Raw genomic sequence first — 25,372 nt, 5'->3', positions numbered from 1 at the left:
GCGAGCTATCCTGACTTTTTGCCAGTACAGGTGTGTTGATGCAGGAAAGACGGGGCCGGAAAAAAGGCAGAAGCAGCCGATCTGTAGAAACCCGTAAACTGCTCCTTGCGGCTGCAGCGCGGCAGTTCCGGGAAAAAGGCTACGCCGCCTCCACGCTCAAGGAGATCGGCGCCGCCGCCGGTATTGAGTCGGCGAGCCTGTATTATTATTTCGCGTCCAAGGAAGATATTCTCGAAGATGTGCTTGACCTCGGGCTTCGGCAGGCACTGGACGTCGTGTCGGCTGTCTATCGGGACTGCGAAGAGCGTGAGGCAGGCTTTCGCGAGACGTTCCATGCCATGATCTATGCGCATTTATGCTGCATCCTGATTGATGGCGATTTCCCGGCTGCAACCATGCGAACTTTCTCGACTTTGCACGGGGCATTGCGCATACGTCACCGACCGTCTTTTCAAGCCTACGGTGACCTCTGGGAGAAACTGCTGGCGAGGTCGCAGGCGGCTGGTGACGTTCGGGACGACGTTGATCTGTCACTGCTGCAGCGGTTGATTGTCGGCGCCCTGAACTGGACGGTGGAATGGTTCGATCCGACCCGTTACCCTCTACGCGATTTTTCCGAGAAATCGGCAAATCTATTGCTGGATGGGATGCTCTCTCCGGCTAACAAGGTCCCGACATGGACGGATGAGCCACTCCTTGTTGATCCGGCGTCAGAGATCGAAAAAGGCCACACAAAGTCCAAGAGAACGAGAACCGTTATTATATTGTCGGCATCGCAGGTTCTCTGCGAACGCGGCTATGACAGATGTACCCTGCGCCGCATTGCCGAGACGGCGGGCGTTAAAGCCGGGAGCCTGTATTATCATTTCTCCTCGAGAGAGGAGATCATCGATGAGGTTTTGGCGTTGGGCCTGCGGGGAATCACCGACGGCGTTGGTGCCGTTTTGGATAATGACTCTGAATTTCCCGATCACGGCAGTCGGCTGGCGGCTGGCATCCGGGCCCATATGCTACATCTCTATGCAAGCAGCGAATTTATATCCACCAATATCCGGCTTTACGGCCAGCTTCCCAAAGAGATCAGCTTGCGTCATAGACCCAGCCGCCAGGCATATACTGCCGTCTGGGACCGTAGCCTCAACCGGGCGCAGGCCGACGGCGACCTTCGCGCTGACCTCGACCTGATTTCCCTACGCCAGCTGATGCTCGGCGCGTTGAACTGGACCGTCCTCTGGTTCGATCCTGAACGCGAAACGGCGCAGAATTTCAGGTCACTGGATGAGGTGATCGCGGCGCAGCGCATCTTGTTTCTGGAAGGCATCGCTACGAGAAAGGCGGCAAATAGAGCAGAAACTCAGCAGTCCACGTGACTAGATGACTGAAAGCTATTGAACCTCCGCCTCGTGATCGCGGCAATATTTCCAGACACGTGCCGGGGGAAGATTCCGGAAAATCGTGGTCATTCGCGTTCCCTTTATGCCGAAGCGGGTTGCGAGGATGGGAGCGATAGGGGCTTTTGCGGAATAGGTATACTGAATTAGCACACCGTTGTGCCCGAGCAAGGCAAAAAGCTGTTTCAGTATGGAAACCTTGTCCGCTTCCTTCATGTTCAGAAGCGGCAGGCTGGACACAATGACATCAAAGCTGCCGGCCTTATCCGGAGTAATCAGGTTCGAGACAGTACGGGCATCCCCGACAATGACATTGATGTCAGGGAACTTGCGGCCAAGATAGGTGGCGAGGGTGATATCCCGCTCGAGCAGGTAAAGTTCATGCTTCGCGGCTCCGCGGTCGAGCAGCGCTTCGGTGATGACGCCGGTGCCGGGTCCGATCTCCAGAATCCGTCTGCCGGCGGGCTCTGCTGCGTCTGCCATGGCCCGCGCCAGCAATGGTCCGCTGGGGGCGACGGCGCCGACTTGTCGGGGGCTGCGTAACAGGGCGAGCACGAATGGTTGATACAAAAAGCCGGGCCCTCCATACGACCGGATTGTGATCAGGAACTACGCGCAGGTGGATGGCGAGTCTGGCAATTAAATCATAAACTGCGGTTAGTGCAAAGACATTGATACCGCGCGCAGGGCCGAAAAGTAAGGAGAAAGCCATAAATCGGGGATCCCGTACGGATAAAACATGCCATAGTAAAAACGAGAAAAAAAAGACGGAATAAGGAGGGAAAAATGAATTTAGGCCTTGACGGGAAAAGCGCCATTGTCACCGGCGGATCAAAGGGAATTGGGGCCGCGGTCGCCCGGGGACTGGCGGCGGAAGGTTGTACCGTGCATCTAGTGGCGCGAAACGAGGACCTCCTGGCAAAGACGGCGGCGGACATCAAGGCGGCCACGGATGTTGAGGTAACATATTCCGCCCTTGATCTGAGTGACAGCGGCAGCATCAAGACGCTGACAGAGGCAACGCCGCTCCCCGACATCCTCGTCAACAATGCGGGCGCCATTCCAGCGGGCGATCTTCTCTCAATTGACGAAGCCCGTTGGCGGGAGGCATGGGATCTGAAAGTATTCGGCTATATCAACCTGTGTCGCGCCTATTATGCGCAGATGAAGGAGCGCGGGTATGGCGTGATCATCAATGTCACTGGCCTTGCGGCAGATCGCTTCGATGCGGGCTATGTCGCGGGCACGACGGGGAACGCGGGCCTCAATGCCTTCAGCAAGGCGGTTGGCGGGCGCAGCCTCAATGACGGGCTGCGGGTTCTCGCCGTCAGCCCGGGGGCCGTTTCGACGGACCGGATCGAGACCTTGATGCGGACCCGGGCGGAGAAGGAGTTTGGCGATCCCGACCGCTGGCAGAGCTATCTTGGCAACCTGCCAGGCGGGCGCGCCGCGACGGCGGAGGAGGTGGCCAATGTGGTGACCTTCATGGCTTCCGATCGCGCCAGCTTTGTCAGTGGCTCCGTGGTCAATGTCGATGGCGGCCATGGCGGCAATATGGGTAGCTTCTCCTGATGCCTGGCCGCCCGCCGCCTGAAGCTGTCAGGCAGCCGCGCCATTTCGAAGCAGTTTACCGGGAAGTGCCGCCGCTTCGGGGATGGCGGTCTGGTTCTCTTCCAGCAAGACCTTGCCATTGACAATCACCGTCTTGATCCCGCTCGCCGGTGAGATCAGGCGGTCCGCCCCGGTCGGCAGGTCATGGACCCGTTGCAGCTTGCCCGCCGAGACCGTCGCCGGATCGAGGATGACCACATCAGCGAACGCGCCCTCTTTGAGGACGCCGCGATCCGCGATACCGAACAACTCCGCCGGTTTCTGCGTCAGCATATGGATGGCTTTTTCCAGCGTGAGCGTGCCGCGTTCGCGCACCCAATGGCCGAGAAGATGGGTCGAATAACAGGCATCGCAGAGCTGGCTGGCATGGGCGCCGGCATCGGACAGGCCGAGGATCAGGTTGTCGTCTTGTAGCAGCTCGGCGACTTCTTCCTCGTCATAATTGACAATGGCGAAGCGGAAGCGGGCGGTGAAGTCCGTCTCCAGTGACAGGTCCAGCACGAAATCAACCGGATCCTTACCGACGCTTTCCGCAACCTCACGAAGCGGCTGCTCCTCCCATTCCGGGTTGTCCGGCGCCATGGAAATTACCGTCCGCTCAACCCAGCCTGCAAGGGCATTGCGCGCGCCTTCCGCCGTATCCTCGCGGAACTGGTTGCGGAATTCGGGATCGCGATAGATTGTCTTGCGTCCCTCCCGATCCGCTTTCATGACCTGCTTGAACAGGGGCCGCATCTCGAAGGGGAAGGGTTCATTGAACTCGAAATCGAAATTGATCGGGCGGCAGGCGACTTGCGGATGGATCTTCGTGCCATCGGCCCGCAGATCATTGGTAATTTTCTGATGCTTGCGGTGCGATCCGGGACCGGACATGCCCGAGAGGAGCGCCGTCCAGGTGACCGGGATATCATGCTTGCGGGCGAGCAGGGCCAGCTGATCATGAAACAGGGTCGGGCCGACGGTTGCCTGGATGATCTTGGCGCCGGAAATCTTGGCAGCGGAGACGAGGCTGTCGATCTCGATCATGTCGGAGAGGCGGCTCGGCACCGGATTGCCGCCATAGCCGTGATGGGTGGTCGCCTGCGATGTGGAAAAGCCGATGGCCCCGGCCTCCATGGCGCCGCGCACGATATCGGCCATGGCCTCGATCTCGTCGTCATTGGCGGTACGCTCCACCGCCTCTGTTCCCATGACATAGGTGCGGATCGGCGTATGTCCGGCGAAGACGGCAAGATTGATGGCAGTGCCGCGCGCCTCGATCGCATCCATATATTCAGGGAAACTCTCAAACGGCCAGTCATCGCCAAGGCCGCTCGCCAGCGCGTCATAGGACATGCCCTCCACCTTTTCCAGTGTGCGCATGATACTGGTGCGATGCGCGGGCCGGGTTGGGGCGACACCGAAGCCGCAGTTGCCGATCACCGCCGTGGTGACGCCATGCCAGGGAGAGATGGAGAGCATCCGGTCCCAGATGACCTGCGCATCGTAATGGGTATGGATATCGACAAACCCCGGCGTGACCGTCAGGCCGCTTGCATCAATGACCTGATCGGCATCTTCGGCAACCTGTCCGACGGCGACAATCCGTCCGTCCGAAATGCCGATATCACCCGTATAGCCGGGGGAGCCGGTGCCGTCGATGATCGTTCCGCCGGTGATTTTGATATCGAGTGTCATTCCCGTATTCTCCCGTTTTGCAGTTTGTCTGCTGTTGTTCTACGTCGGTCGGGTTGTCAGCCACGGCCAGAGATCGTCGGCCTCCTGTTCCAGTATGCTGCCGCCGATCCAGTCCGCCCAGTAGCTGTCTGAACCGAACTCGTCGCGCCACGACCAGAGCCGCCGGGTGCGAAAATGCAGGTCATGCTCATAGGTAAAGCCGATAGCGCCGTGAATCTGATGGGAGATCGCGGCGGCGATGCCTGCGGCCTCGCTGATCCGGGTTTTGGCCGCGGCAATCTCGAAGGTGCTGTCATGCCCTGACGCTACAGCAAGATCGGCCGCTTGAAATGCGCCGGTTGAGGCCGCGCCGGAGGCCGCCGTATGTCCCGCAAGTTCCGCCATGCTCTGCTGGATAGCCTGGAATTTCCCGATGGGCCGGCCGAACTGACTCCGGTCATTGGCATACTGCACGCTGGCCTCCAGTATCCATTCCATCGCCCCGGCCATCTGCGCCGAGCGCATCATCGCCCCGAGGGCAAAGACAGAGGCCGCTGTCAGTCCGCCCGGCAGGCGGCCCGTGGCGGCAGGGGTGGCCCCCTCAAAGACGAGCGTATCGCGCGGCTCGCCCGCGATATTCTGGTTCTCGGTCACGCTGTAAGAACCCGCCGTCATCAGGGCGACGTCTCCCTCTGTGGTGATCACCACAACCTGTGCCGCCGTCCGGCCCCAGGGCACGCGGGTCGCCGTGCCGCGAACCTTGTCCCCTGCGAGGGGCAGCGCCTCGTCCGCGCGGACGGGCGCGAGCACGGTCATCCCGGTGGGGATATCAAGACCGGCACTCACCAAAATCCAGTTGGCGAGAATGCTCTCCACCACCGGCATCGGAACCGCATGGCGGCCAATACCGCGGGCAATGACCTCGGCGTCCGCGAACTCCGCGCCGACGCCGCCGAAATTCTCTGGCACGAGAATATGCAGGAGTCCGTTTTCCTCAACTGCATTCCATAATTTTTCCGGAAAGTCAGAGGCTTCCGCGGATTCCTTCAGGCTCTTTGTGACATGCTCGGTGAACAGCTTTTCAACCGTATCTGCCATGATCTGACGCATTTCATTCATCGCAGGCCGAGCCCCCTTGCAATAATTCCCCTCAGAATTTCCCGTGTTCCGCCGCGCAAGGAGAAGGACACCACTGCCTGCGTAAGATAGGCGCGGACCTGCTCGAAATCAGAGAGGGCGGTCATGCTCGCTTCCCCTCGGCCGATCCGATGGGCAATTTCCGGAATAGCCTGTTCGTACACGGCACCGAGGTCTTTCACGACCGACGCCTCCAGTGCGGGATTCGAATCCGTTTCCAGCTTTCCGGCGACGGAAATCGACATCCGCCGCATGGTCGCGAGATGGGCGACAAGACGCCCGATTTGTTCCTGCGCGCGGGTATCGGGTTGAAGTTTCGCCTCGCGGATAATCTCGATCAACAGCTGGATAGAAGACATGTAGCGTTCCGGCCCCGCCCGCTCGAACGCGAGCTCTGCCGTCACCTGTTTCCAGCCGTCGCCCTCTGCGCCGATAAGGTTCTCGTCAGGCACGAAGACATCCTCGAACACCACCATATTGAAATGTTCTTCCCCGGCCATATTCTTGATCGGGCTGATGGTCAGTCCTTTGGAGTTTTTCAGGTCGATCAGGAACTGGCTCATGCCCTGATGGCGGTTTTCCGGATTGCTGCCGGTGCGCACCAGCGCGATCATCCAGTCGCAGCTCTCGGCCCCCGTGGTCCAGATTTTCGATCCGTTGATGACATAGCCGCCATCGGTTTTTACTGCCTTGGTGCGGATCGAGGCGAGGTCGGAGCCGCTGTCCGGTTCGCTCATGCCGATGCAGAAGAAGGATTCGCCCTTGATGATGCCGGGCAGGACGCGATGGCATTGTTCTTCCGTTCCGAAGCGCATTACTGTCGGGCCGCTTTGCCGGTCGGCGATCCAGTGACCGCCCACCGGGGCACCATAGGCCAGCACCTCCTCCAGAAAGGCATAACGCTCGAAAAAGGAGCGTTCCGCGCCGCCGTATTTTCTCGGCCAGGTCATGCCGATCCAGCCACGCGCCCCCACTTTCCGGGAGAATTCGGCGCTCTTGCCGGACCAGGAGCGGGAGCGGAGTACCGCCGGATAGTCTGCGAGTTCCTCTTTCAGGAAAGCACGAACCTCTTTACGAAGTTCCTCGGCCTCCGGCGGAAGGCTGTAGGGATCAAAATTGAAGTACTGCATATGAAACCGGTTTCTCTTTGGGGGGGGCGGTATTGTCCGGCCCCGTTCTTTTTGTTGTTGTGCCCTATTTTGAATAGGATCGCACCATATGGCAACCGCTATTCCGGGACAGTGCGATCAGATGATTCCGACGGGCGCCTTTATGCGGCCTTTTGTTCTTTTTTTCTCAGTTTATCGAGAGCGGAGGGGGCAACCGCGAAGCGATCGCCATAAGCCTCAGCCAGCTCTTTCGCCCGTTTGGCAAACGCATCGATCCCGACGCCATGGATGAACTGCAGCGCGCCGCCGGTATAGGCGGGGAAGCCGATCCCGAAGATCGAGCCGACATTGGCCTCGACCTCGTTGCGCAATACCCCTTCGTCATAGCAGCGCAATGTCTCGATCACCTGGCGATAGATGATCCGGTCTTCGATATCACACATGGGAATCTCGCTGTTGCCCTTCATGAACTGTTCGACCCCGCGCCAGAGCGTCTTGCTGCCGTCCGCCGCATAATCATAGAAACCGCCGCCATACTGGCGTCCGCCGCGCTCCATCTGCACCATCTTGTGGTTAACGGCGACGGTTGCGTCGTTATTACTCGGGAAGCCGTCCGTGAGCCCCAGCCGTTCATCGAGAACCTTGTGGGTGTCATGGACCTTCTTCTGTAGCACGAGGCTGACTTCATCGGCGACGGCGAGGGGGCCGACCGGCATCCCGGCCTTCCACGCCGCCCGCTCGATCAGGGCCGGATCGACGCCATCGACGATCAGGCTTGCGCCCTCATCGGTGAAGGTGCCGAAGACGCGGGAGGTAAAGAAGCCCCGGCTGTCATTGACGATGATCGGGATCTTGCCGATCTGCGTCACGTAGTCATAGGCCTTGCGTAGTGTCTCGTCGCTGGTTCTTTCGCCCTTAATGAGTTCCACCAGCTGCATCTTGTCAACGGGGGAGAAAAAATGGATTCCGACAAAGCGGGTCGGGTCCGGGCAGGCCGCCGCCAGCATCGAGATTGGCAGGGTCGAGGTGTTGGAGCCGTAAATTCCGTTTTCTCCAAGCTGCCTGAATGTTTCGGGGATAACAATTTCCTTCAGGGAAATATCCTCGAACACGGCCTCGATGATAATATCGGACCCGGCAAAGGCCGCATCCTTGTCGGTTGGCTTGATGTGATCTAGCAGTTCCTTGCCGTCCTCATCCTCCATCTGGCCGCGCTTGATCCGTTTGGCGACCAGCTCTTCGGAATAGGCTTTGCCTTTCGCCGTCTTCTCAAGATCGGTGTCTTTGAGGTACACCGGCAGACCACGCGCGGCATGGGCCCAGGCGATTCCGGCGCCCATCATGCCGGCCCCCAAAACGGTCGAGCTTTTCGCTTTCCAGCGTTCGCCCTCCGGACGGAATTTGCCGTTCTTGATGCCATTCAGGCCGAAGAAAAAGGTGGCAATGGCGGCCTTTGCTTCCGGTGTTTGTACCAAAGTGCAGAGTCCCCGGCTCTCGGCCCGGAGCGCGCTTTCAAAACCCATCCGCATGGAGTTGACGGCAAGATCGAGAATATGCTCTGGGGCGGGCATCAGGCCGCGCGTTCGCTTGTAGAGCATCGTCGGGGCAACCGTCGCCGTCATGCGGATATGGGGCGCATCCGCACTGCCGCCGGGATATTTAAACCCCTTGCGATCCCAGGGCTGTGCGCTTGCGTCCGGGTTCTCCTTGATCCAGGCTTTCGCCGCCGGAACAAGCTGTTCTTCGGAGCCGACAATCGCATCGACCATCCCTTCCTCCTTCGCAATGCCGGGCTTGGCGGGCTTGCCTTCCAGCAGGCGGGGCAGGGCCTTCTCCAGGCCGAGCAGCGCCGTCAGCCGCACGACACCGCCAGCCCCCGGCAACAGGCCGAGGGTCACTTCCGGCAGGCCGACGATGGCCTTGGGGTTATCAACGACAATCCGGTAATTGCAGGCAAGGCAGAGCTCGTACCCGCCGCCGAGCGCCGCACCGTTGATCGCGGCGACGACGGGAACCGGGAGTTTCTCGATCCGCCGGAAATAGCCCTTGGAATTCTCGATATGCTTAAAGAAATCCTCAACAGACTCACCTGCCGTCAGGATGGAGTTGAGGTCGGCGCCGGCAAAAAAGGTATTCTTGGCCGAGGCAAAGACGACACCCGCGAGATCGCTTTCCACTTCAAGAGCCTCAATCGCTTTGCCCATAAAGCCGTCATAGGCGTCGCTCATGGTGTTGGCCGATTGACCTGGCATGTCCATGGTGACGGTGACGATATTATCCGCGTCTTTCTCGTATCTGAATCCGGTCATGATCCTGCCTCCTACACACGTTCGATGATGGAGGCGATGCCCATGCCGCCGCCGACGCACATGCAGAGCAACGCGCGTTTCAGATTGCGCCGTTCCAGCTCGTCCAGCATGGTCGAGACGAGGCAGCCGCCGGTCGCCCCCAGTGGATGGCCCATGGCGATGGCGCCGCCCACCACATTGAGCTTTTCGTCCGGGACATCAAGATCACGCTGGAGCCGGAGGGCGACGGAGGCAAAGGCCTCGTTAATTTCTACCAAATCAATATCATCAAGGGTAAGCCCGGCCTTTTCCAGCGCCTTTTTCGAGGCCGGACCGGGACCGGTCAGCATGATCGTCGGGTCGGTACCCGTCAGGGCAATTGCCAGAACCCGCCCGCGTGGCGTCAGGCCCAGTTCCTTGCCGACCTTCTCGTTACCGACCAGCACCAGCGAGGCGCCGTCGACGATGCCGGAAGAGTTGCCGGGGGTATGCACATGGTTGATCCGCTCGACATGCGGATAGCGGGCGAGGGCAACCTCGTCATAGCCCATGGCACCGGGACCGGCGAAGCTCGCCTTCAGGCTGCCGAGCGTCTGCATATTCGTATCCGGCTTGATGAAGTCGTCCTTCTCCAGAATGATCAGGCCGTTCTCATCGCGGACCGGCACAACGGATTTATCGAACCAGCCGCTGTCGCGGGCCTTGGCGGCGAGCTTTTGGCTGCGGACAGCGAATTCATCGACATCGTCGCGGGACCATCCCTCAATCGTGGCAATCAGGTCGGCGCCGATGCCCTGCGGCACAAACCCGGTCGCCAGCACGGTTTCCGGGTCTTCCGCGAAAGGGCCGCCGTCGCTGCCCATGGGCACGCGGCTCATGCTCTCGTAGCCGCCCGCACAGACCAGATCTTCCCAGCCGCTGGCGACCTTGGCCGCGGCGGTGTTGAAGGTATCGAGGCCCGAGGCGCAGAAGCGGTTGACCTGGGCGCCGGGCACGCTTTCATCCCAGCCCGCGACCTGCAATGCGACCTTCGGCAGCACCGATCCCTGTTCCTTCACCGGGGCGACACAGCCGAGCATGACGTCATCGACGCGGGAGGTATCCAGATCATGACGTTGCTGCATCTCATTGAGCAGCGTGGTGACCAGCGTGATGGGTTTTACTTCGTTCAGCGAGCCATCGGCCTTTCCCTTGGATCGGGGGGTCCGGATTGCGTCATAAATGAAGGCTGCTTCGGTCATTGCCGTTCTCTCCTGATGGGGAACTCTTGTGGGTTCAGATTATCTGCGCGACATATGTTGAGACGCTCTACTGTTGAGGTAGTCTACGCGCAGGCAAAAGCAACCGTCAATGCCGACTCAGGAGCAGCGGAAAATTACAGAAGGAGGGGGGGACGGAGCGGGTGGCGCTACGCCTTGGCGTCGAGCGCCCCTTCGATAAATTCGATGGCATCGCCAAGGGCGGCAATCGAGGCAATCTCGGCGGCGGAGAACTGCATATCGAAGGTTAGCTCCAGCTCTTCGATCAGGGTCATATGCGCGAGCGAATCCCAGCCATCGGTATTGAACGGCGTTGACTCTGCGGACAGGCCCGCTGCATCGACATTGAAACATTTGGCGGCCACCATGCAGACCTTTTCCTCCAGGCTACCGCTTTCCTCTGTAAAGGAGGCCTGCTCTTCGGCGAGGCCCGCGGGCGCAGCGGCTGTCCCGGCCGTCAGTTCGGCCATCAGGACTTTGCCCGACGCCCCGCGCGGCAGGGAGGCCATGATCCGGAATTCGGCCGGTGTCCGCTCCGCCGAGAGATGCTTGCGACAGAAGGCGAAGGCGTCGGCGGCGGTAATCTCATGGCCGGGCTGCGGGGCAATTGCCGCGACAAGCTTTTCTCCGCGCGCCGCATCGGGCACACCGAAGGCAACCGCCTCCGCCACGCCGGGCATGGTGGTCAGGACAATGGTCACGGATTCAGGATGGATCGTCGCTCCGGCGGAGACAATCGCGGTTTTCTTGCGGCCAACAAAATCATAGAGCCCGTCCGGCCCCACGCGGGCATAGTCGCCGGTATGGAAGGACCCGTTGCGAATAACGGTTGCGGTCAGTTCCGGCGCGTTGAAATATCCGCGCATGACTGTCGGTCCGGATAGCACCAGCTCTCCGGCCTCCCCTTCGGGAACAGGACGGAAATCATCATCCAGAATAGCCGCCGTGCAACCATGCGGCCGGCCGAGCGATCCGATCCGCCGGGAGGCATTGTCCGGTCCGGCAAAAAGGGCATCGCAGACCACCTCGCTCAGACCATAGGCATTGACCACCGGGACGTTGAAAGTCTCTTCAACATGGCGCCAGAGAGCGGCGTCAAGAAGATCGGCGCTGCACAGGATAAAGCGGAAATCCGGGCCAGAGAAGGCCTCTCTGTCGTCGCTGCCAATCCGGGCGACGATACGGAGCATGGCGGGCACGGTGATGAAATGGGTGATGTTCTTTTCGCCAAATTCTTTCAGGATCGCCGGGACGTTCTGCACGGAGAACGGCGTCTGGCGATAGAGATGGCCGCCGAACCAGAGGGCGACAAGCGGCCCGCGGATCAAACCGTCCACATGATGCAGCGGCAGCAGGTTGAGAAGCCGCGTAGCGCTGTCAAAACCGTAGATATCTTCGAAAATCGCGAGCTGTGCAATCAGGTTTTCATGGGTCAGCTCCACGGCCTTCGGCGTCGATGTCGTGCCCGAAGTCAGTACCAGAAGCGCGACGTCGGGCCGGGCCTCAATGGCGGGCCAGCCGCCGGGATCGCGGCCGTTTGACAGGACATCATGGATGTCGCTGATCGGGATAATCCGCGATTGAGGCAGTTTGCTGCCGAGCGATGCAGTGGCCAGCATGGCTTCGTCCGCATAAAGCGCGGCGGGATCACAGACGTCTATCAATTCGCCAAGCTCCGGTCCAGTAATCTCGGCATCGCCGATCACGGGCGTCATCCCGGCGCGCAGCAGCGCGAGGAAGAGCTTCACCGTTGCCCCTTCATCCTTGGAGGCGACAAGGACCCGGTCTCCGGTTCCAAGGCCGACTTCCGCAAACGCCGCGCCAAGACGACGCATATCGCGCGTCAGCGTCTCATAGGAAACAGCTCCGTTTGCGAGTTCCGCGAACTCTTTGCTGGTATTTGCCTCCAGCATCCGGTCGAGATGGGCACAAAAATGATCGAAAGCATGAACGCCCGGCTTGATCGGCAACTCAAACATTTACTGATTCCTTTTGTACTGTTTCCAGCCGAAGGCGCATTTTATCGGCAAGTATGGCGGCATTTTCCGCCGTGCGCAGCATGGAAAGATGATCTCCCGGCACATTGATAAGCGTGATCGGACCGCTGATCAGCTGGCCCCAACCGAGATCATCGAGACGATAGCCCCACTGGACATTTTCGGCGCGAAATACGCTGGCCGAGCCGGTCCAGGGAAGGGGGGTATATTCCGCCATCTTTGCATACATCTGGCGAATGATGGAGCGGTGGGCTTCTCCGTGGTTGCCGAGGTCCATGCGAATCTGTCCGTAGCGGTGCAGAATCAGGGGATCTTCCCTGCCCGGCAGCAGGGTGCGCCAGTTGCGGACGGAGTAGCGGGCGGCATAGAGAATTTCCTGTATCGGATTGCGGATGAAACGCGCGGCGAGAGTTCGCGGGCGGATGCGGGTATCCAGAATGAACAGTTCGCCCGCCCATGGCTCCAGCGTGGAAAGATGCCGAGCCGTCTCGAAGGCCAGCAGGCCAGCGAAGGAAAAGCCGCAGATATGAATTGGTCGTGGAATATCGCTCTGGTGAATGTCCGTGGCAAAGCGCACGGCGATCTCTATCAATCCGAGATCATCGAGACTTTCTACCATGTCCGGTGCTAGACGCGCGCCAAAGCATGAATAATCCGCAGAAAATACTTTCTGGAGCGGTTGCGCATAGATAACATTGCCGCCAAAATCCGGAAGGAAGACGATGCTGCCGTTCGTCTCCGCACTATTCATGCGCGTCAGGGTGCGGGGCAGGGAGTTTTGCGATTTTTGCATATTCACCTCCCGCCTTCCTCTTGATCGCCCAGTGGAAAGGGCAGACGGGCGTTTTCCTCGTCGCGCTCTTTCTCGGCGGCGGCACGCTTGCGTTTTATGCCCATTGCGGCAATGTCCAGAAACTCTTCGGAACGGAACCACAGGCTGTGATAGGCCGGTTCCATCCCGATCCCGCGTTCGGCCTTGTGCTGCCCGGTTGTGCCAAAATTAATGGCGGTTTTCCCGTCTCTGATCGCGGCTTCGACCGTTTGGTATATGCCAAGTTCGAAATGCAGGAAACGGATGTCGCCCGAATGTCCCCAATGCTGGGCGTAGATTGTATCCTCGCTTAGAATGCTGAGCAGCATAGCCACTGGTACGTCGCCTCGGTAGGCGAAGGTGAGGTCCTGAACATCAGGCATGGTCGTAAAGATCTGCTCGAAATAGGCGGGGTTATGCCAGAGTTCCGTTTTGTTGTAACTGTAGGTCGCCGTATACATCTCGAAAAAAGGCGCCGTCAGTTCTGCGCTGAGGCTGTCTCCGCGATAGGTTCGATACGTCAATCCCTCGGCGGCGACTTTCCTGCGCTCTCGGCGGATTTTCGAACGGCCACGCGAATGCATTGTTGCCAGGATATCGTCAAAGCTCTTCAGGCCCGGATTGCGCCAGACATAGGCATTGCCTTCGCTTTTCAGGAAACCGGCAGTTTCCGTGGCATTCCATTCCGGTTCCGTCATATAGGTGATCTGGACAGAGGAAGCGCTTTCTTTTTCAGCTTGCTGCCGAAGCGCCGCGAGAAGGCTCTGTCGGGTTTCTGCTTCATTCACGTCCTTGCTTATCAGCAAACGCGGCCCGGTGATCGGTGTCATCGGCACTTCGACCTGAAGCTTCGGGTAATAGGGACCCGCCGCCCGGTTGTGGGCCATGGCGAGACCGAGATCGACGCCCAACTCGCCTTCCGAATGATCCTTGAGATAGGCGGGTGCGGTCGCGACAACTTTGCCATCCCTGTCCCGCAGAACGATGTGCCGGGGATGAAAGCCGTTTTCCGGGCTCACGATACCGCTTTCCTCCAGTGCCAGCAGATGGCTGTGCCAGACATAGGGATTGTCCGGACCGGCGCAGCGGTTCCAATCCTCCGGCGGAATGTCAGCCATGGCGGTATGAACCGAAACGGTTCCACTATCCATATGGGGCGAAGCGCTCAACCGACTGCCTTTCCATTGCTGGGGCCACGCTTGAGACGCTGACCGCTGGCGCGCCGCGGATCGCCAACCGCTTCCAGCGTGCCATCTTGATTACTGGCGACGAGGCAGATGGACGGCTTGGCGATGCCACTTGCTTTCCCATGGGATGCCTTATGTCCAAGTGCAGAGAGGTCTGTCAGCATTGCCTCCGGTATTTCATCTTCAATGACAACCTTTCCGGCGAAGGACAAATGCGGCTCGGTAGAGGCCGGAACGCCATGGGTAAACACGCGCGGCGCAATTGTCGCGTCAGTCAGGCTTAGGTCATAGGCGAGATGGTATGTCAACACTTGCACCATGGCCTGAAGCTGCAAATCCGCGCCGGGACCGCCGCCGGCGATATGGCGTCCGTTTGCGTCTCGAAAGATCATCGGATAGGCGCTGACGCGGGGGCGCTTTCCGGCTTCAAGACAGGCTGGATGCTCCGCATCCACATAGCTTTGCGCCCCACGGGTCGAGATGACAAAGCCGAGTTCCGGCACGACGGGACCATCGAAGGATGGATCGCTCGGTGTTGAGGCAAAGATATTTCCGGCGCCATCGATCACCGCCGCGACGGAGGTGTCCAGCGACACCGCTTCCTCCTCCGGCGCCGTGGCGGGGGACGAGGTGGGCGTGCTGCGTTCTGCAACATCTCCGGCGGGCGGAAGCGGCTGGATCGCCGCGTCCATCTTGATCATGGCGGCGCGGGTGGCGGCATAGGCGTGGGAGAGCAGGGCTTCCATCGGGACATCTACGAAATCCGGATCGCCGTAATAGGCTTCCCGGTCCACCAGCGCGAGTTTCAGCGCCTCTATTATGACATGACAGGCTTCAGCAGATTGACGGGGATGGAGGGAAATATTGGTTGCCTTCAGGATTTGCAGTGCCTGGGACAGGGCCGGACCCTGCGTCCAGCTTCCCGGCGTATAAAGTCTTCCGCCGAAAACATCGGCCCCGGTCGCTTCGACGACGGGTGTGCGATGGGCGGCGAGGTCGGCATGCGTGAGCCAGCCATCACATGCCTGTACATGACGGATCATGGCCTCGGCAATCTCGCCCTTGTAAAAGGCATCATGCACGGCCTGAAGTCCGGCTGCGCGGCCCGATTTCAAGGAGGCTTTTCGATCGGCGTCGATCAGTATACCGATTGTACTAGCAAGGTCAGGCAGGCGGAAAATCTGTCCCGGCTTTACGGGCGCATCATTGGGCAGCCAGATACGGGCATTATCATCGCTGATGCGGCGGTAGTAACGCTCGAACTGGGTGGAGCAGGAGACGAGATCGTCATGGGCGGGGAAGCCGTCCGCAGCAAGAGCCTGCGCCGGGGCTGCGAGATCGGCGAATCCCATGGTGCCGAATCGGGCAAGCGCCGTCAGCCAGGCATCCAGTGCGGCGGGGACAACGGTTCTCGAAATACCTTGCGGAATACGTCCGCGGTGCTTCTCCCGGAAATAATCTGGCGTTGTACTGGCGGGCCATCGCCCGGCGCCCTCGATGGAGAAATACCGGTTCTCTCCGGCAATATAGACAAGGATCGGTGCGACGCCACCAAACTGCACCTGCTCCGAATGCAGGACGGTCAGCGCGATGGAGGCCGCAACCCCGGCATCAACGGCATTTCCCCCCGCCTCCAGCACATCTGCCGCTATACCAGCCGCAATATCATGGCCGACGGAGACAGCATAGCTATCGTTAGTGGCGGCGGTTTGCGCCCCGCTTTGACTTGCCATTCAGATCAACTGGCTGCAATTGCTTCGGCCAGTCCCGTGTTAAAAAACATGATTATGCAATAAATACCGTTAAATTTCTCTTTAATCCGGCAAAGTTTTGCGACGGATATGACCAGTAATATGGCCTCCCGCTATCTAATAGCAACCAAGCAGCCTGGCCTTCTGCCGCAGCAGCGAGACGACGGTATCGATCGTCGGGGTGGCATGCCCGGTAATCGACCCCATTTCCTGCACGGCGGTTACCAGCGCATCAATCTCCATCGGGCGACCGCTTTCAAGATCAACCAGCATCGATGTTTTATGCGGACCGACACCGGCCGCCCCCTCGATCCGGGCATCCACATCGATCGGATAATTAACACCGAGGGATTCCCCGATGGCCTGCGCTTCCAGCATCATTTTCCGGGCAACAGCACGGGTTTCCGGATTGCCGGTGATAAGGTCGAGCGTTGCGCCGGTGAGGGCGGAAATCGGGTTGAAGCTGAGGTTACCCCAGAGTTTTACCCAGATATCGGAGCGGATATCGGTCCGGACCGGGGCCTTTAGCCCGGCGCCGATCAGCAGTTTGGAGAGAGTCTTGACCCGCTCCGTCCGTTCGCCCGTCGGTTCGCCGACCGGAAAGCGGTCCCCCGCCATATGGGCGATGACGCCGGGTTCCGAGACTTCCGCCGCCTGATAGATGACGCAGCCGATGGCGCGTTCCGGGCCGATTCCGTCCCAGATCTTGCCATCCGGATCGACCGCCTTGACCCGCCGGTCCTGTGTCTCTCCTTCGAGGCCGTAGAAATACCACCAGGGTACGCCGTTCTGTGCCGCCACAACCGCCGTCTCCGGGCCGAGCAGAGGCTGCATCTTGTCAACGATGCCGGCGACGGAATGGGCCTTGAGGGCGATGATTACATAATCCTGCGGCCCCAGTTCTGCCGGATCGTCCGTGGCCGTGATGTTATCCAGAGTGAAGGTTTCCTCAGGTCCCTTGATCGTCAGGCCGTTTTTCTGAATGGCGGCAAGATGGGGTCCGCGGGCGATAAGCGACACTTCCGCATCTCCTTTACGCGCCAGCAATCCGCCGATCAGGCCACCGATGGCCCCGGCGCCATAAATGCATATTTTCATTATACCAGTCCCAGTTTTTCGGCCATGCCGATGCGTTGCAGTTTACCGGTCGCCCCTTTCGGGATTTCATCAAGCAGCGTGATGCTGCGTGGCACCTTGAAGGCGGCGAGGCTTTTGGCCGCGAAATCGCGAAGCTCGGCCTCGCTTGCCGTTTGCCCGTCTTTCAGGACAACCGCCGCCGCGACATCTTCCCCCAGTTTGTCATGGGGCAGGGCGAAGGTCACCACTTGCTCGACGGCGGGATGATTGAGCAGGATTTCATCGACTTCTCGCGGCGAGATTTTCTCGCCCCCGCGATTGATGATCTCCTTCAGACGCCCGGTGATGGTGACATAGCCGTCGTCGGTCATGACACCCTGATCGCCAGTGCGGAACCAGCCGTCGGTGAAAGCCTCCGCGTTGGCCTTGGGGTTATTCTCATAACCTGCCGTGACATTATCGCCGCGAATGACGATCTCTCCGGTTTCGCCAGAGGCTAGCACTTTCCCCTCCGCTGACATGATCGCCACTTCCGGTCCAGACGCAATCCCGACGCTGCCTGGCACGCGTTTCGCGGGCGGCAGCGGGTTTGCCGCCATTTGATGCGCTGCTTCGGTCATGCCATAGGCCTCGATCACCGGGCAGCCCCACATCTCTTCCAGCGCGGTCATGACTTGCGGCGGCAGCGAGGCGGAGGAGGAGCGGATCAGCCGCAGCTTCGCCGCCTTGACGATTTCCTCATTGCGTCCGCCGCGGGCCAGAATGGCCTGATGCATGGTTGGTACGGCGGTGTACCAGCTCGGGCTTTCATCCGCGATCCAGCCGAAGACCTTGAGGGCATTGAACCCCGGCGTGCAGGTCACGCTCGCGCCCGCCTGAAGTGACGAAAGGACCGCCGCGATCAGCCCGTGAATATGAAAGAGCGGCATGATGTTGAGGCATTTATCCGCCGGCTCCAGATTGAGGGAGCGGGCAATATTTCGCGCTGAGGCAGTGACATTGCGATGGCTGAGCGGCACGATTTTGGGCCGCGACGTGGTGCCGGAAGTATGCAGGATCAGCGCGACATCCTCCGCCTCGGCGGCGCCGGACTTCGTGGCCGTGCCGATGCTGTCGCCCTTCAGGGTGAAATATCCGGCGGGCGTGTTATCTCCCGCCACCAGCTCGATCACCGCGATACCGAGTTTTTTTGCGACTTCTACGGCCGGGCTCTTGCTGCCTTCCTCGACGAGCAGGGCTTTTGCTTTCAGATCATCGAGATAGAATTCGAATTCCTCCGCCTTGTAGTCGGGGTTGAGCGGGGCTGTCGTTGCCGCGCAGGCGACAGTGACGAAGGCGCTGGCCATTTCCGGCCCGTTGGGGAGCACGATGGCCACCCGGTCGCCGCGCCCGATCCCGAGCTCGTTCAACCGCACAATGGTCGCCGAGGCAAGATTGCGAAGTTCAGAAAAGGACAGGGGAGATCGGGACGGCGCGCCGATGGCCGGCATGTCGTCCTTTCCGTTACTGATGAGTTTTTCAAGCGTCGTGGTGTCTGACATTCGATTGAATATCCCTGCTGTTTGTAATCCCGAATTATTATGTCAGGCAGATTGCCCCATTAACCCGCCTCCTGTCACGCTAAACTTGCCTATGGGGATCATTGGGCGGGGCTAATCAGGCCTCGATCACGGGCAGGCTCTCGCGCAGTTCCTTCTTGGCGATTTTCTCCAGGGTCGAGCGTGGGAAATCCTCCAGAATGATGACATCGCGAACGACCTTGAAATCGGCCAGATTGGCTTTGCAGAGGGCAATGATCTGTTCCTTCAGATCCTTGGGGGCGGCGGCTGTGCGCGTGACGAAGACCACCGGCACTTCATCCAGCATAGTGTGTTTCTGCCCGACCACGGCGCATTCATTGACCCAGCCGCTCTCCAGAATGACCGCCTCGATCTCCGAGGCGGCGACATTCTCCGCCCCGACTTTCAGCATGTCTTTTTCTCGGTCGCCGAAGAAGAGGTTGCCGTTTTCATCCATGGGGATGACATCGCCGGTCTCAAACCAGCCATCTGCATCGAAGGCCTTTTCATTGGCTTCGGGGTTGCGGAAATATTCCTTGAACAGGCTGACGCCGCGCACCCCGCGGATATAGAGCAGGCCGCGCTCCCCGGGTTTGATGTGGCGGCCGTCCTCATGACGGATTTCGATGTCATAGCCCGGGGCGACGCGGCCGATGCAGCGGGTTGGGCCCGGATGGTCGATATCGCCGACGATGCCCTGGGTGATGGTTTCCGTCATGCCCCACCAGCCGTATGTGCGGATTCCGAAGGCTTCTTCGACTTCGGGCATGCGGACCGCCGGGTTCCAGAAACGGAAGCTGTGATCCGGCGGCGGGTCCTGCGCCAGCAGCGCCTTCACGCAGAACGGGATGAGGGAGCACCAGGTGCAGTTGTTGCGGATCGCCACCTCCCAGAAGCGCGAGGCGGAGAATCGCGGCTGAACGACCATGGTGCCGCCGACCCAGAGGCTGCCCAGCATCGAATAGGACTGCGCGTTGGTGTGAAAGAGCGGCAGGAAGACCTGCGTGATATCATCGCCCGACAGCCGCATATGGGCAGCATTCATCTGTGCGCCCCAGATCGCATTGGCATGGGTCCAGAGAACCGCCTTGGGCCGCGATGTCGTGCCGGAGGTAAACTGCACGCCAAGGTTGGCGAAGGGGTCCGTGGCGCGCGCGGGGCAGGGCGCGGTTTCCGACAACAGCTCGGCAAAGGGGACGTAATCGATGCCGTCCGGAACTATGCCCGGGCTGCCGGCATTATTATTGGTAACCGCGAGAAACTTGATGCCCGGCGCGGAAGAACTGACCAGCTCGGCAAAGGACGGCTGGGTAATGGCGGCAACAATCCCGGCGTGATCAGCGAAATAGATCATATCCCGCGCGACGGAACGGGTGTTGGTGGAGACCGCCACCGCGCCGACACGAGCACAAGCAAACCAGGAGATAACAAACTCCGGGCTGTTATCGAGATGCAGCATCACCCGGTCGCCAAGCGCGACCCCGCGCGCATGAAGGGCTGCGGCCACGGCTTCCACCTTGACGTTGAAATCCGCATAGGTCAGCGTTTCCGGCTTGCCTTCAAAAGGCTCCCAGATGATAAACGGCTGATCCGGCGTTCGCTCCACCCACTGGCGGAGCAGCCATGGAACATCGCGGCCTTCGATCATAGCTTTGTGGGATTGTTCGATTGCGGCGATTAATGTCATGTCCCTGTCCCTTGTTATTCTTTTTCGAAATCATAAAAAGGAATGTCGCGAATGACCAGTCCTGCCGTGCAGAAAATGGAAAATACTGATGCGGAGATGATCCAGGGCTATATCCTCTCCGTAGAAAACTGTAACATCGGATCAATTGAAATGGATGACAATGGGACAGAAAATCTGGATCATCGGCGGCAGTACCGGCATCGGGCGTGAGTTGGCTCTGCAATATGCCGCGGACGGCAAGGATGTTGTTATCAGCGCCCGCAGCGAGGAAACCCTGGCAGAGGTTGCAGGCATTCACCCTGATCGCATTACCGCGCTTCCGATCGATGTGACGGATGTGCCGTCCATCAGCGCCGCCGTGGAGACGCTCTATGGGGACGGCGCGGGGCCAGATATCGTTATCCTCGGGGCAGGGGCCTATCAGCCCATGTCCGTCGATCATTTTTCAAGCGAGAAAGCCGCGAAGATCATGGAGGTCAATTATCTCGGTGTGGTGCGGGTTATCGAGCAGGTCCTGCCGTTTTATCGCAAGGCCAATGCCGGACACCTTGTTGTGCTGGCCTCCGTCGCCGGATATCAGGGGCTGCCGCTTGCGCTCGCCTATGGTCCGTCGAAGGCGGCCCTGATCAATCTCTCGGAAGGGCTGCGCGCGGAAATGGCGGGAAGCGGGATATCAATCCAGCTCGTCAATCCGGGCTTCGTGAAAACGCCGCTGACGGCGGGGAACAAATTCCCGATGCCCTTCCTGATGGAGGCCGACGATGCCGCCCGCCGCATCAGAAAAGGGATTGAGGGCAAGTCGTTCGAGATTGCCTTTCCGCGTCGTTTCGCCTTTATCCTGAAATTTATCCGGATGTTGCCTTATGCCCTGTCCATTCCGCTCATCCGCAAGGGGACAAATCAATGACACCAACGGAACGCCATGAATGTGTTCTCGTGGCCTATGCAAAATATTTCGAGACATTGACCCCGGATAGCATCAATGACCTCGATCTGCTGGCAGTGAATGAACTGTCATTTGAGGACCCGTTCAACCGCGTGACCGGGCGGGACAAGGTCAAAGCGCTGTTCCGGAAGATGTTCGAGGATATGGACGATCCCGCCTTTAACATTACCGAAACCTTCCGGCGGCAAGGGGGGCGGTCGGCTGTCCTGAAATGGCGTTTCACCGGCCGTGTTCCCAAGATCGGAGAGATCGACTTCACCGGCCTCTCGGAAATCTGCTTTGACGAGGCGGGGTTTATCACCAGCCATATCGATTACTGGGACGCCGCCTCAAATTTCTATGAGAAAATCCCGTTTATTGGCGCGTTGCTGAGGCTGATCAAGGGGCGGCTGCGTCTCTCCTGATAACGCGGATCAGCGAAGCTCGAATATGGCGACATCGATGGACTTTCGGCGAAAACCTGCCTCGCAATATTGCAGGTAATAATCCCACATCCGCTTGAACCGCTGATCGAAACCGAGCGGTTCAATCTCCGGCCATTTCGCCAGGAATTTCTCCCGCCAGAGGTTCAGCGTTGTTGCATAGTCACCGCCGAATTCCTCGCGGATCGTGGCGGTCAGGCCGCCCTTTGCCGCCGCCTCGATAAAGGCGGTCTTTGACGGCAGCTTGCCACCCGGAAAGATATATCGCTGGATAAAGTCCGCCGTGTTCCGGTTCTGCGCGAAGCGTTTTTCGTCAATGGTGATGACCTGGACAATGGCCCGTCCGCCGGACGCCAGATTGCGCTTAAGCGCCTTGAAATAGCTGCTCCAATGTTCCTCGCCCACGGCCTCGAACATCTCGATGGAGACAATCGCGTCATAGGTGCCGTTCTGGTCGCGATAGTCGCGATAATGAAACGCCGTCTGGTTGGTAAGTTCCGCCTTCTCGGATGCCTCGCGGGCAAACGTTAGCTGCTCGGCGGAGAGGGTAATACCGTCCACATGGGCGCCATATTCCGTGGCGGCAAGCCGGGCGAACCCGCCCCAGCCGCAACCGATTTCAAGAACCCGCGATGACTCATCAAGGTTTGCCAGCTCTGCAATACGTCTGTATTTCTGGCGCTGCGCTTCGCCCAGCGATTGCCTGGTTTCAGTGAAAAGCGCGGCGGAATAGGTCATGGTCTCATCCAGCCAGTGGCCGTAAAATTCATTCCCGAGATCGTAATGATAGGCGATATTCCGGCGGCTGCCGCTCCGGCTGTTGCGGGTGCGCAAGTCGCGAATGAAATGGACAAGGCGACCCCGCCACCGCCCGAGCAGGGCGGTATTCAGCTTCTTTTCATTGAGGATGGCAAGCTCGATCAGGGCCCTGACATCGGGGCTCGACCAGTCTCCCGCCATATAACCTTCACCAAGTCCGATATTGCCGGACCGGATCATCCGCCGGGCGGCGCGGGCGGTATGCAGATGGAGCATCGCGCGCGGCTCTTCCGCACGGGCGGGCCCAAAAACAAGCCGTTCTCCCGTCGGCAGGATCAGGGTCAATTGACCGACAGCAATGCGCGACAGTCCGTATGTCAGCGCCTTGATCCAGGGGTTACCGAGCTGCGACAGTTTCACAGTCCGTTTCTCGCGACCGGCGGACATCATGTCAGGTTGGGGCGTGATATCAGTCATTTACTTCTCCTGATATTTTTCGACAAGCCCCTGGCTGACAGGGGGCGGGGCAGTGACCTCCCGCGGTCGTTCCACCAGCTTCACACCCTTGAGCCAGAGCTTGAGCGCTTCCCAATGAATACCGGCGATGACCTTGAGGCTGTTAAAGGGAAACCGCAGGAGCGCCGCGCCGAGGTTTCGCCAGTTAAGCTCGGCATGTTGCCCGATAAAGGACGCATTCAGGATTGGTGCGTCCTCATGAAACTGGCGTATGGAAAGGGCGATCGTTTCTCCGGGGGGCAGCAGGGAAAATTCATATCGGCAATCCATCGGCAGGAAGGGAGAGACATAAAGCTCTTTTGTGCAGGTCTGCCTGTACAACCCCTTTGCATCAGCCTCTCCGGCGGCAAGCACATAGCTCTGTCGCTCCTTAAAGGTATTGCTCACTTCATAGACCAGGGCGATGAGGGCGTCATCTTTATCGAAGCAGTAATAGGTGCTGAGCGGGTTGAACGCATAGCCGAACAGGCGCGGAATACAGAGCAGCCGGATCGCCGCCACGTCGACCGCCAGTCCGCTGTCGCGGACCGTCTCCAGTATATGACGTTTCAGATCGTCCGGCTTGCCGACCCCAAAATCCCGGGTGAAGAAGGAGACCAGGTTGCGCCGGTTGATCGACAGGAAAGGGATCCGCCGGGCCACTTCCGGCAGTTCATCAAGATCGAGAAGCAGGTAGAAAATCCTGTACTTCAGGTGATGTCCGACCGGCGTAAGCCGCCGGTGGGTGACAACCCCGTTATAAAGCGCACTTTTCAGCATCGGTTTATCAGGCGACATCGGCAAGAGCAGCTCCTGTGCCGGTCTCCGGCAAATGAATACGTGACGCGGCGGGATCATGTCTCCAGGGCCGCCGGGTTCCACCCAGCGCCTCCGCTACTGCAAGGCCCGACTGGATGCCATCCTCATGAAAGCCATAGCCGAAATAGCTGCCGCAGAACCAGAGGTTTTTTTGACCCTGCAGATTCCAAAGCAACTTCTGGGCGGCCATGGCGGCAGTGTCAAAGAGGGGATGCTCATAGGGAAAGCTTCGAAGCACCGTGCCGGAGCGTGGCTCTACCGCCGGGTTCAAGGTGACAAAATAGTCCTGCTCCGCGTCAAGCCCCTGAAGGCGGTTCATCCAGTAGCTGACACAGAGGCTGTCCTCCATCTCATCCTGTGATCCGGTATTCCCGATATAGTTCCAGCTTGCCCAGGCCTTGCGCCGTTTTGGCATCAGCGCGGCATCCCGGTGCAGCACGGCGAGGTTCTTCTCATAGGAAAAGGCCCCCAGCAGCTTCCGTTGCGCCGGGCTCGGCTCGGCGATCATATGCAGTGCCTGATCTGCATGGGTGGCGAGCACCACATCGTCAAACCGCTGCATGCGGCCATCGCGGCATTCAACAATGACCTCGGTTTTGTCCGTATGTACCGCGGCGACGGCGCTGTTGAGATAGACCCGGTCTTTGAGGATGTCCGCGACCCGCGTGACATATTCTCGGCTGCCGCCTTTAATAGTCCGCCACTCTGGCCGGTCGCTGAGTTGCAGGAGGCCATGGTTGCTGCAAAATCGGATAAAGGCCGCTGCCGGATAGTCGAGCATGTCCGCCGCCGGGGTGGACCAGATGGCCGCGCCCATGGGCAGCAGATGGTGGTCGGTAAAGGCCTGGCCGTATTGTCCGGCGGCCAGGACATCGCCCAAGGTCCAATGCTCTTTCTCCGCATCCTGAAGCAGGGCCGGGGCCGCGCGGTAGAATTTCAGGATATCCCTTATCATGCCCCAGTGGGCCGGACGGAGGAGGTTTGATTTCTGGGCGAACATTGCCCCGAGGGAAGTGCCCGCATATTCAACGGCCCCCTTGTTGAGAGAGACGCTGAATGACATTTCCGTGGGCTTGCTCGCGACCCCCAGATGGTCGAGAAAGGCGACAAGATTCGGATAATTGAGCTGGTTATAGACGATAAAGCCCGTATCCACCTGATGACCGTCCACTTCCACCGTATTGCTGTGACCACCAAGGCGGTCGTCTTTTTCATACAGGGTGACGTCATGTGTCCGTGACAGCAGCCAGGCCGCTGAAAGGCCGGATATTCCGCTTCCGATCACTGCAATTTTTTTCATAGGTCCGTCCGCCGGTTACTCATGTTGTGCTTGGAATACGCGATATTTTCAAGACTGGATCACAAAAATGGACAGGAAAGAGATCCATCTACGACATTTGTCCGTAATAGG

General features: G+C 59.3%; 21 protein-coding genes. 5 read left to right on the top strand and 16 right to left on the bottom strand.

Going from position 1 to position 25,372, the window contains the following annotated elements:
* Positions 1–38 precede the first annotated feature (38 nt).
* The gene (locus AACZ19_RS02535) at positions 39–1,370 is read left to right on the top strand and encodes a TetR/AcrR family transcriptional regulator (RefSeq protein WP_339630818.1); all 1,332 of its coding nucleotides are present in this window, start codon (positions 39–41) and stop codon (positions 1,368–1,370) included.
* Positions 1,371–1,385: 15 nt separating this feature from the next.
* Here AACZ19_RS02535 and AACZ19_RS02530 read toward each other — a convergent pair whose 3' ends face one another.
* Positions 1,386–1,961: a methyltransferase domain-containing protein gene (locus tag AACZ19_RS02530; RefSeq protein WP_339630816.1), complete on the bottom strand. Its 576-nt coding sequence runs from the start codon at positions 1,959–1,961 to the stop codon at positions 1,386–1,388.
* Between the two features lie 216 nt (positions 1,962–2,177).
* Here AACZ19_RS02530 and AACZ19_RS02525 point away from each other — a divergent pair, with 216 nt between their 5' ends.
* The gene (locus tag AACZ19_RS02525) at positions 2,178–2,963 is read left to right on the top strand and encodes a short-chain dehydrogenase/reductase (protein WP_339630814.1); all 786 of its coding nucleotides are present in this window, start codon (positions 2,178–2,180) and stop codon (positions 2,961–2,963) included.
* A 27-nt stretch (positions 2,964–2,990) separates the two neighbouring features.
* On the opposite strand, the gene AACZ19_RS02520 is transcribed toward AACZ19_RS02525, so the two are convergent.
* From AACZ19_RS02520 to AACZ19_RS02465, 12 genes are all read right to left on the bottom strand, one after another.
* On the bottom strand, positions 2,991–4,679 hold the full coding sequence (locus AACZ19_RS02520) for an amidohydrolase family protein (RefSeq protein ID WP_339630812.1): 1,689 nt from the start codon (positions 4,677–4,679) through the stop codon (positions 2,991–2,993).
* 39 nt (positions 4,680–4,718) lie between these two features.
* Entirely contained in the window at positions 4,719–5,777 is a 1,059-nt protein-coding gene (locus AACZ19_RS02515) for an acyl-CoA dehydrogenase family protein (protein WP_339630810.1), read from the bottom strand.
* Entirely contained in the window at positions 5,774–6,925 is a 1,152-nt protein-coding gene (locus tag AACZ19_RS02510) for an acyl-CoA dehydrogenase family protein (protein ID WP_339630808.1), read from the bottom strand. The genes AACZ19_RS02515 and AACZ19_RS02510 overlap by 4 nt, the downstream gene beginning before the upstream one ends.
* 140 nt (positions 6,926–7,065) lie before the next feature.
* Positions 7,066–9,213 (bottom strand): 3-hydroxyacyl-CoA dehydrogenase NAD-binding domain-containing protein, encoded by a 2,148-nt coding sequence (locus tag AACZ19_RS02505; RefSeq protein ID WP_339630806.1) that lies wholly within the window; start codon positions 9,211–9,213, stop codon positions 7,066–7,068.
* A gap of 11 nt (positions 9,214–9,224) precedes the next feature.
* Positions 9,225–10,433: an acetyl-CoA C-acetyltransferase gene (locus AACZ19_RS02500; RefSeq protein ID WP_339630804.1), complete on the bottom strand. Its 1,209-nt coding sequence runs from the start codon at positions 10,431–10,433 to the stop codon at positions 9,225–9,227.
* Between the two features lie 167 nt (positions 10,434–10,600).
* A complete protein-coding gene (locus AACZ19_RS02495) occupies positions 10,601–12,430 on the bottom strand; it encodes an AMP-binding protein (RefSeq protein WP_339630803.1) in 1,830 nt (609 codons plus the stop codon).
* The gene (locus AACZ19_RS02490; RefSeq protein ID WP_339630801.1) at positions 12,423–13,241 is read right to left on the bottom strand and encodes a thioesterase domain-containing protein; all 819 of its coding nucleotides are present in this window, start codon (positions 13,239–13,241) and stop codon (positions 12,423–12,425) included. Before AACZ19_RS02490 ends, AACZ19_RS02495 begins: the two co-directional genes overlap by 8 nt.
* 2 nt (positions 13,242–13,243) lie before the next feature.
* On the bottom strand, positions 13,244–14,377 hold the full coding sequence (locus AACZ19_RS02485) for a GNAT family N-acetyltransferase (protein ID WP_339630800.1): 1,134 nt from the start codon (positions 14,375–14,377) through the stop codon (positions 13,244–13,246).
* Between the two features lie 47 nt (positions 14,378–14,424).
* Positions 14,425–16,179 (bottom strand): gamma-glutamyltransferase, encoded by a 1,755-nt coding sequence (locus tag AACZ19_RS02480; RefSeq protein ID WP_339630799.1) that lies wholly within the window; start codon positions 16,177–16,179, stop codon positions 14,425–14,427.
* Between the two features lie 135 nt (positions 16,180–16,314).
* On the bottom strand, positions 16,315–17,295 hold the full coding sequence (locus AACZ19_RS02475) for a 2-dehydropantoate 2-reductase (RefSeq protein ID WP_339630798.1): 981 nt from the start codon (positions 17,293–17,295) through the stop codon (positions 16,315–16,317).
* Positions 17,295–18,815 carry an acyl--CoA ligase gene (locus tag AACZ19_RS02470; RefSeq protein ID WP_339630797.1) on the bottom strand — a complete coding sequence of 507 codons (1,521 nt, stop codon included), beginning with the start codon at positions 18,813–18,815 and terminating at the stop codon, positions 17,295–17,297. The genes AACZ19_RS02475 and AACZ19_RS02470 overlap by 1 nt, the downstream gene beginning before the upstream one ends.
* A 115-nt stretch (positions 18,816–18,930) precedes the next feature.
* Entirely contained in the window at positions 18,931–20,520 is a 1,590-nt protein-coding gene (locus tag AACZ19_RS02465) for an AMP-binding protein (RefSeq protein ID WP_339630795.1), read from the bottom strand.
* A 51-nt stretch (positions 20,521–20,571) separates the two neighbouring features.
* Between AACZ19_RS02465 and AACZ19_RS02460 the strand changes: the two genes are divergently transcribed.
* From AACZ19_RS02460 to AACZ19_RS02450, 3 genes are read left to right on the top strand one after another with little or no spacing between them, the layout of a single operon-like run.
* Positions 20,572–20,730 (top strand): hypothetical protein, encoded by a 159-nt coding sequence (locus AACZ19_RS02460; RefSeq protein ID WP_339630793.1) that lies wholly within the window; start codon positions 20,572–20,574, stop codon positions 20,728–20,730.
* Positions 20,681–21,427 carry an SDR family NAD(P)-dependent oxidoreductase gene (locus AACZ19_RS02455; RefSeq protein WP_339630791.1) on the top strand — a complete coding sequence of 249 codons (747 nt, stop codon included), beginning with the start codon at positions 20,681–20,683 and terminating at the stop codon, positions 21,425–21,427. Before AACZ19_RS02460 ends, AACZ19_RS02455 begins: the two co-directional genes overlap by 50 nt.
* Positions 21,424–21,870 (top strand): nuclear transport factor 2 family protein, encoded by a 447-nt coding sequence (locus AACZ19_RS02450; RefSeq protein WP_339630789.1) that lies wholly within the window; start codon positions 21,424–21,426, stop codon positions 21,868–21,870. The genes AACZ19_RS02455 and AACZ19_RS02450 overlap by 4 nt, the downstream gene beginning before the upstream one ends.
* A 9-nt stretch (positions 21,871–21,879) precedes the next feature.
* On the opposite strand, the gene AACZ19_RS02445 is transcribed toward AACZ19_RS02450, so the two are convergent.
* The 3 genes from AACZ19_RS02445 to AACZ19_RS02435 are packed head-to-tail and all read right to left on the bottom strand — an operon-like array spanning position 21,880 to position 25,261.
* On the bottom strand, positions 21,880–23,124 hold the full coding sequence (locus AACZ19_RS02445) for a cyclopropane-fatty-acyl-phospholipid synthase family protein (protein WP_339630787.1): 1,245 nt from the start codon (positions 23,122–23,124) through the stop codon (positions 21,880–21,882).
* On the bottom strand, positions 23,125–23,940 hold the full coding sequence (locus AACZ19_RS02440) for a DUF1365 domain-containing protein (protein ID WP_339630786.1): 816 nt from the start codon (positions 23,938–23,940) through the stop codon (positions 23,125–23,127).
* Positions 23,930–25,261 (bottom strand): FAD-dependent oxidoreductase, encoded by a 1,332-nt coding sequence (locus AACZ19_RS02435; RefSeq protein ID WP_339630785.1) that lies wholly within the window; start codon positions 25,259–25,261, stop codon positions 23,930–23,932. The genes AACZ19_RS02440 and AACZ19_RS02435 overlap by 11 nt, the downstream gene beginning before the upstream one ends.
* Positions 25,262–25,372 lie beyond the last annotated feature (111 nt).

Source organism: uncultured Sneathiella sp. (assembly GCF_963973085.1).
GTDB lineage: Bacteria > Pseudomonadota > Alphaproteobacteria > Sneathiellales > Sneathiellaceae > Sneathiella.
The sequence above is the reverse complement of the archived record's forward strand: the minus strand, read 5'-3'. Positions and strand labels throughout refer to the sequence as shown.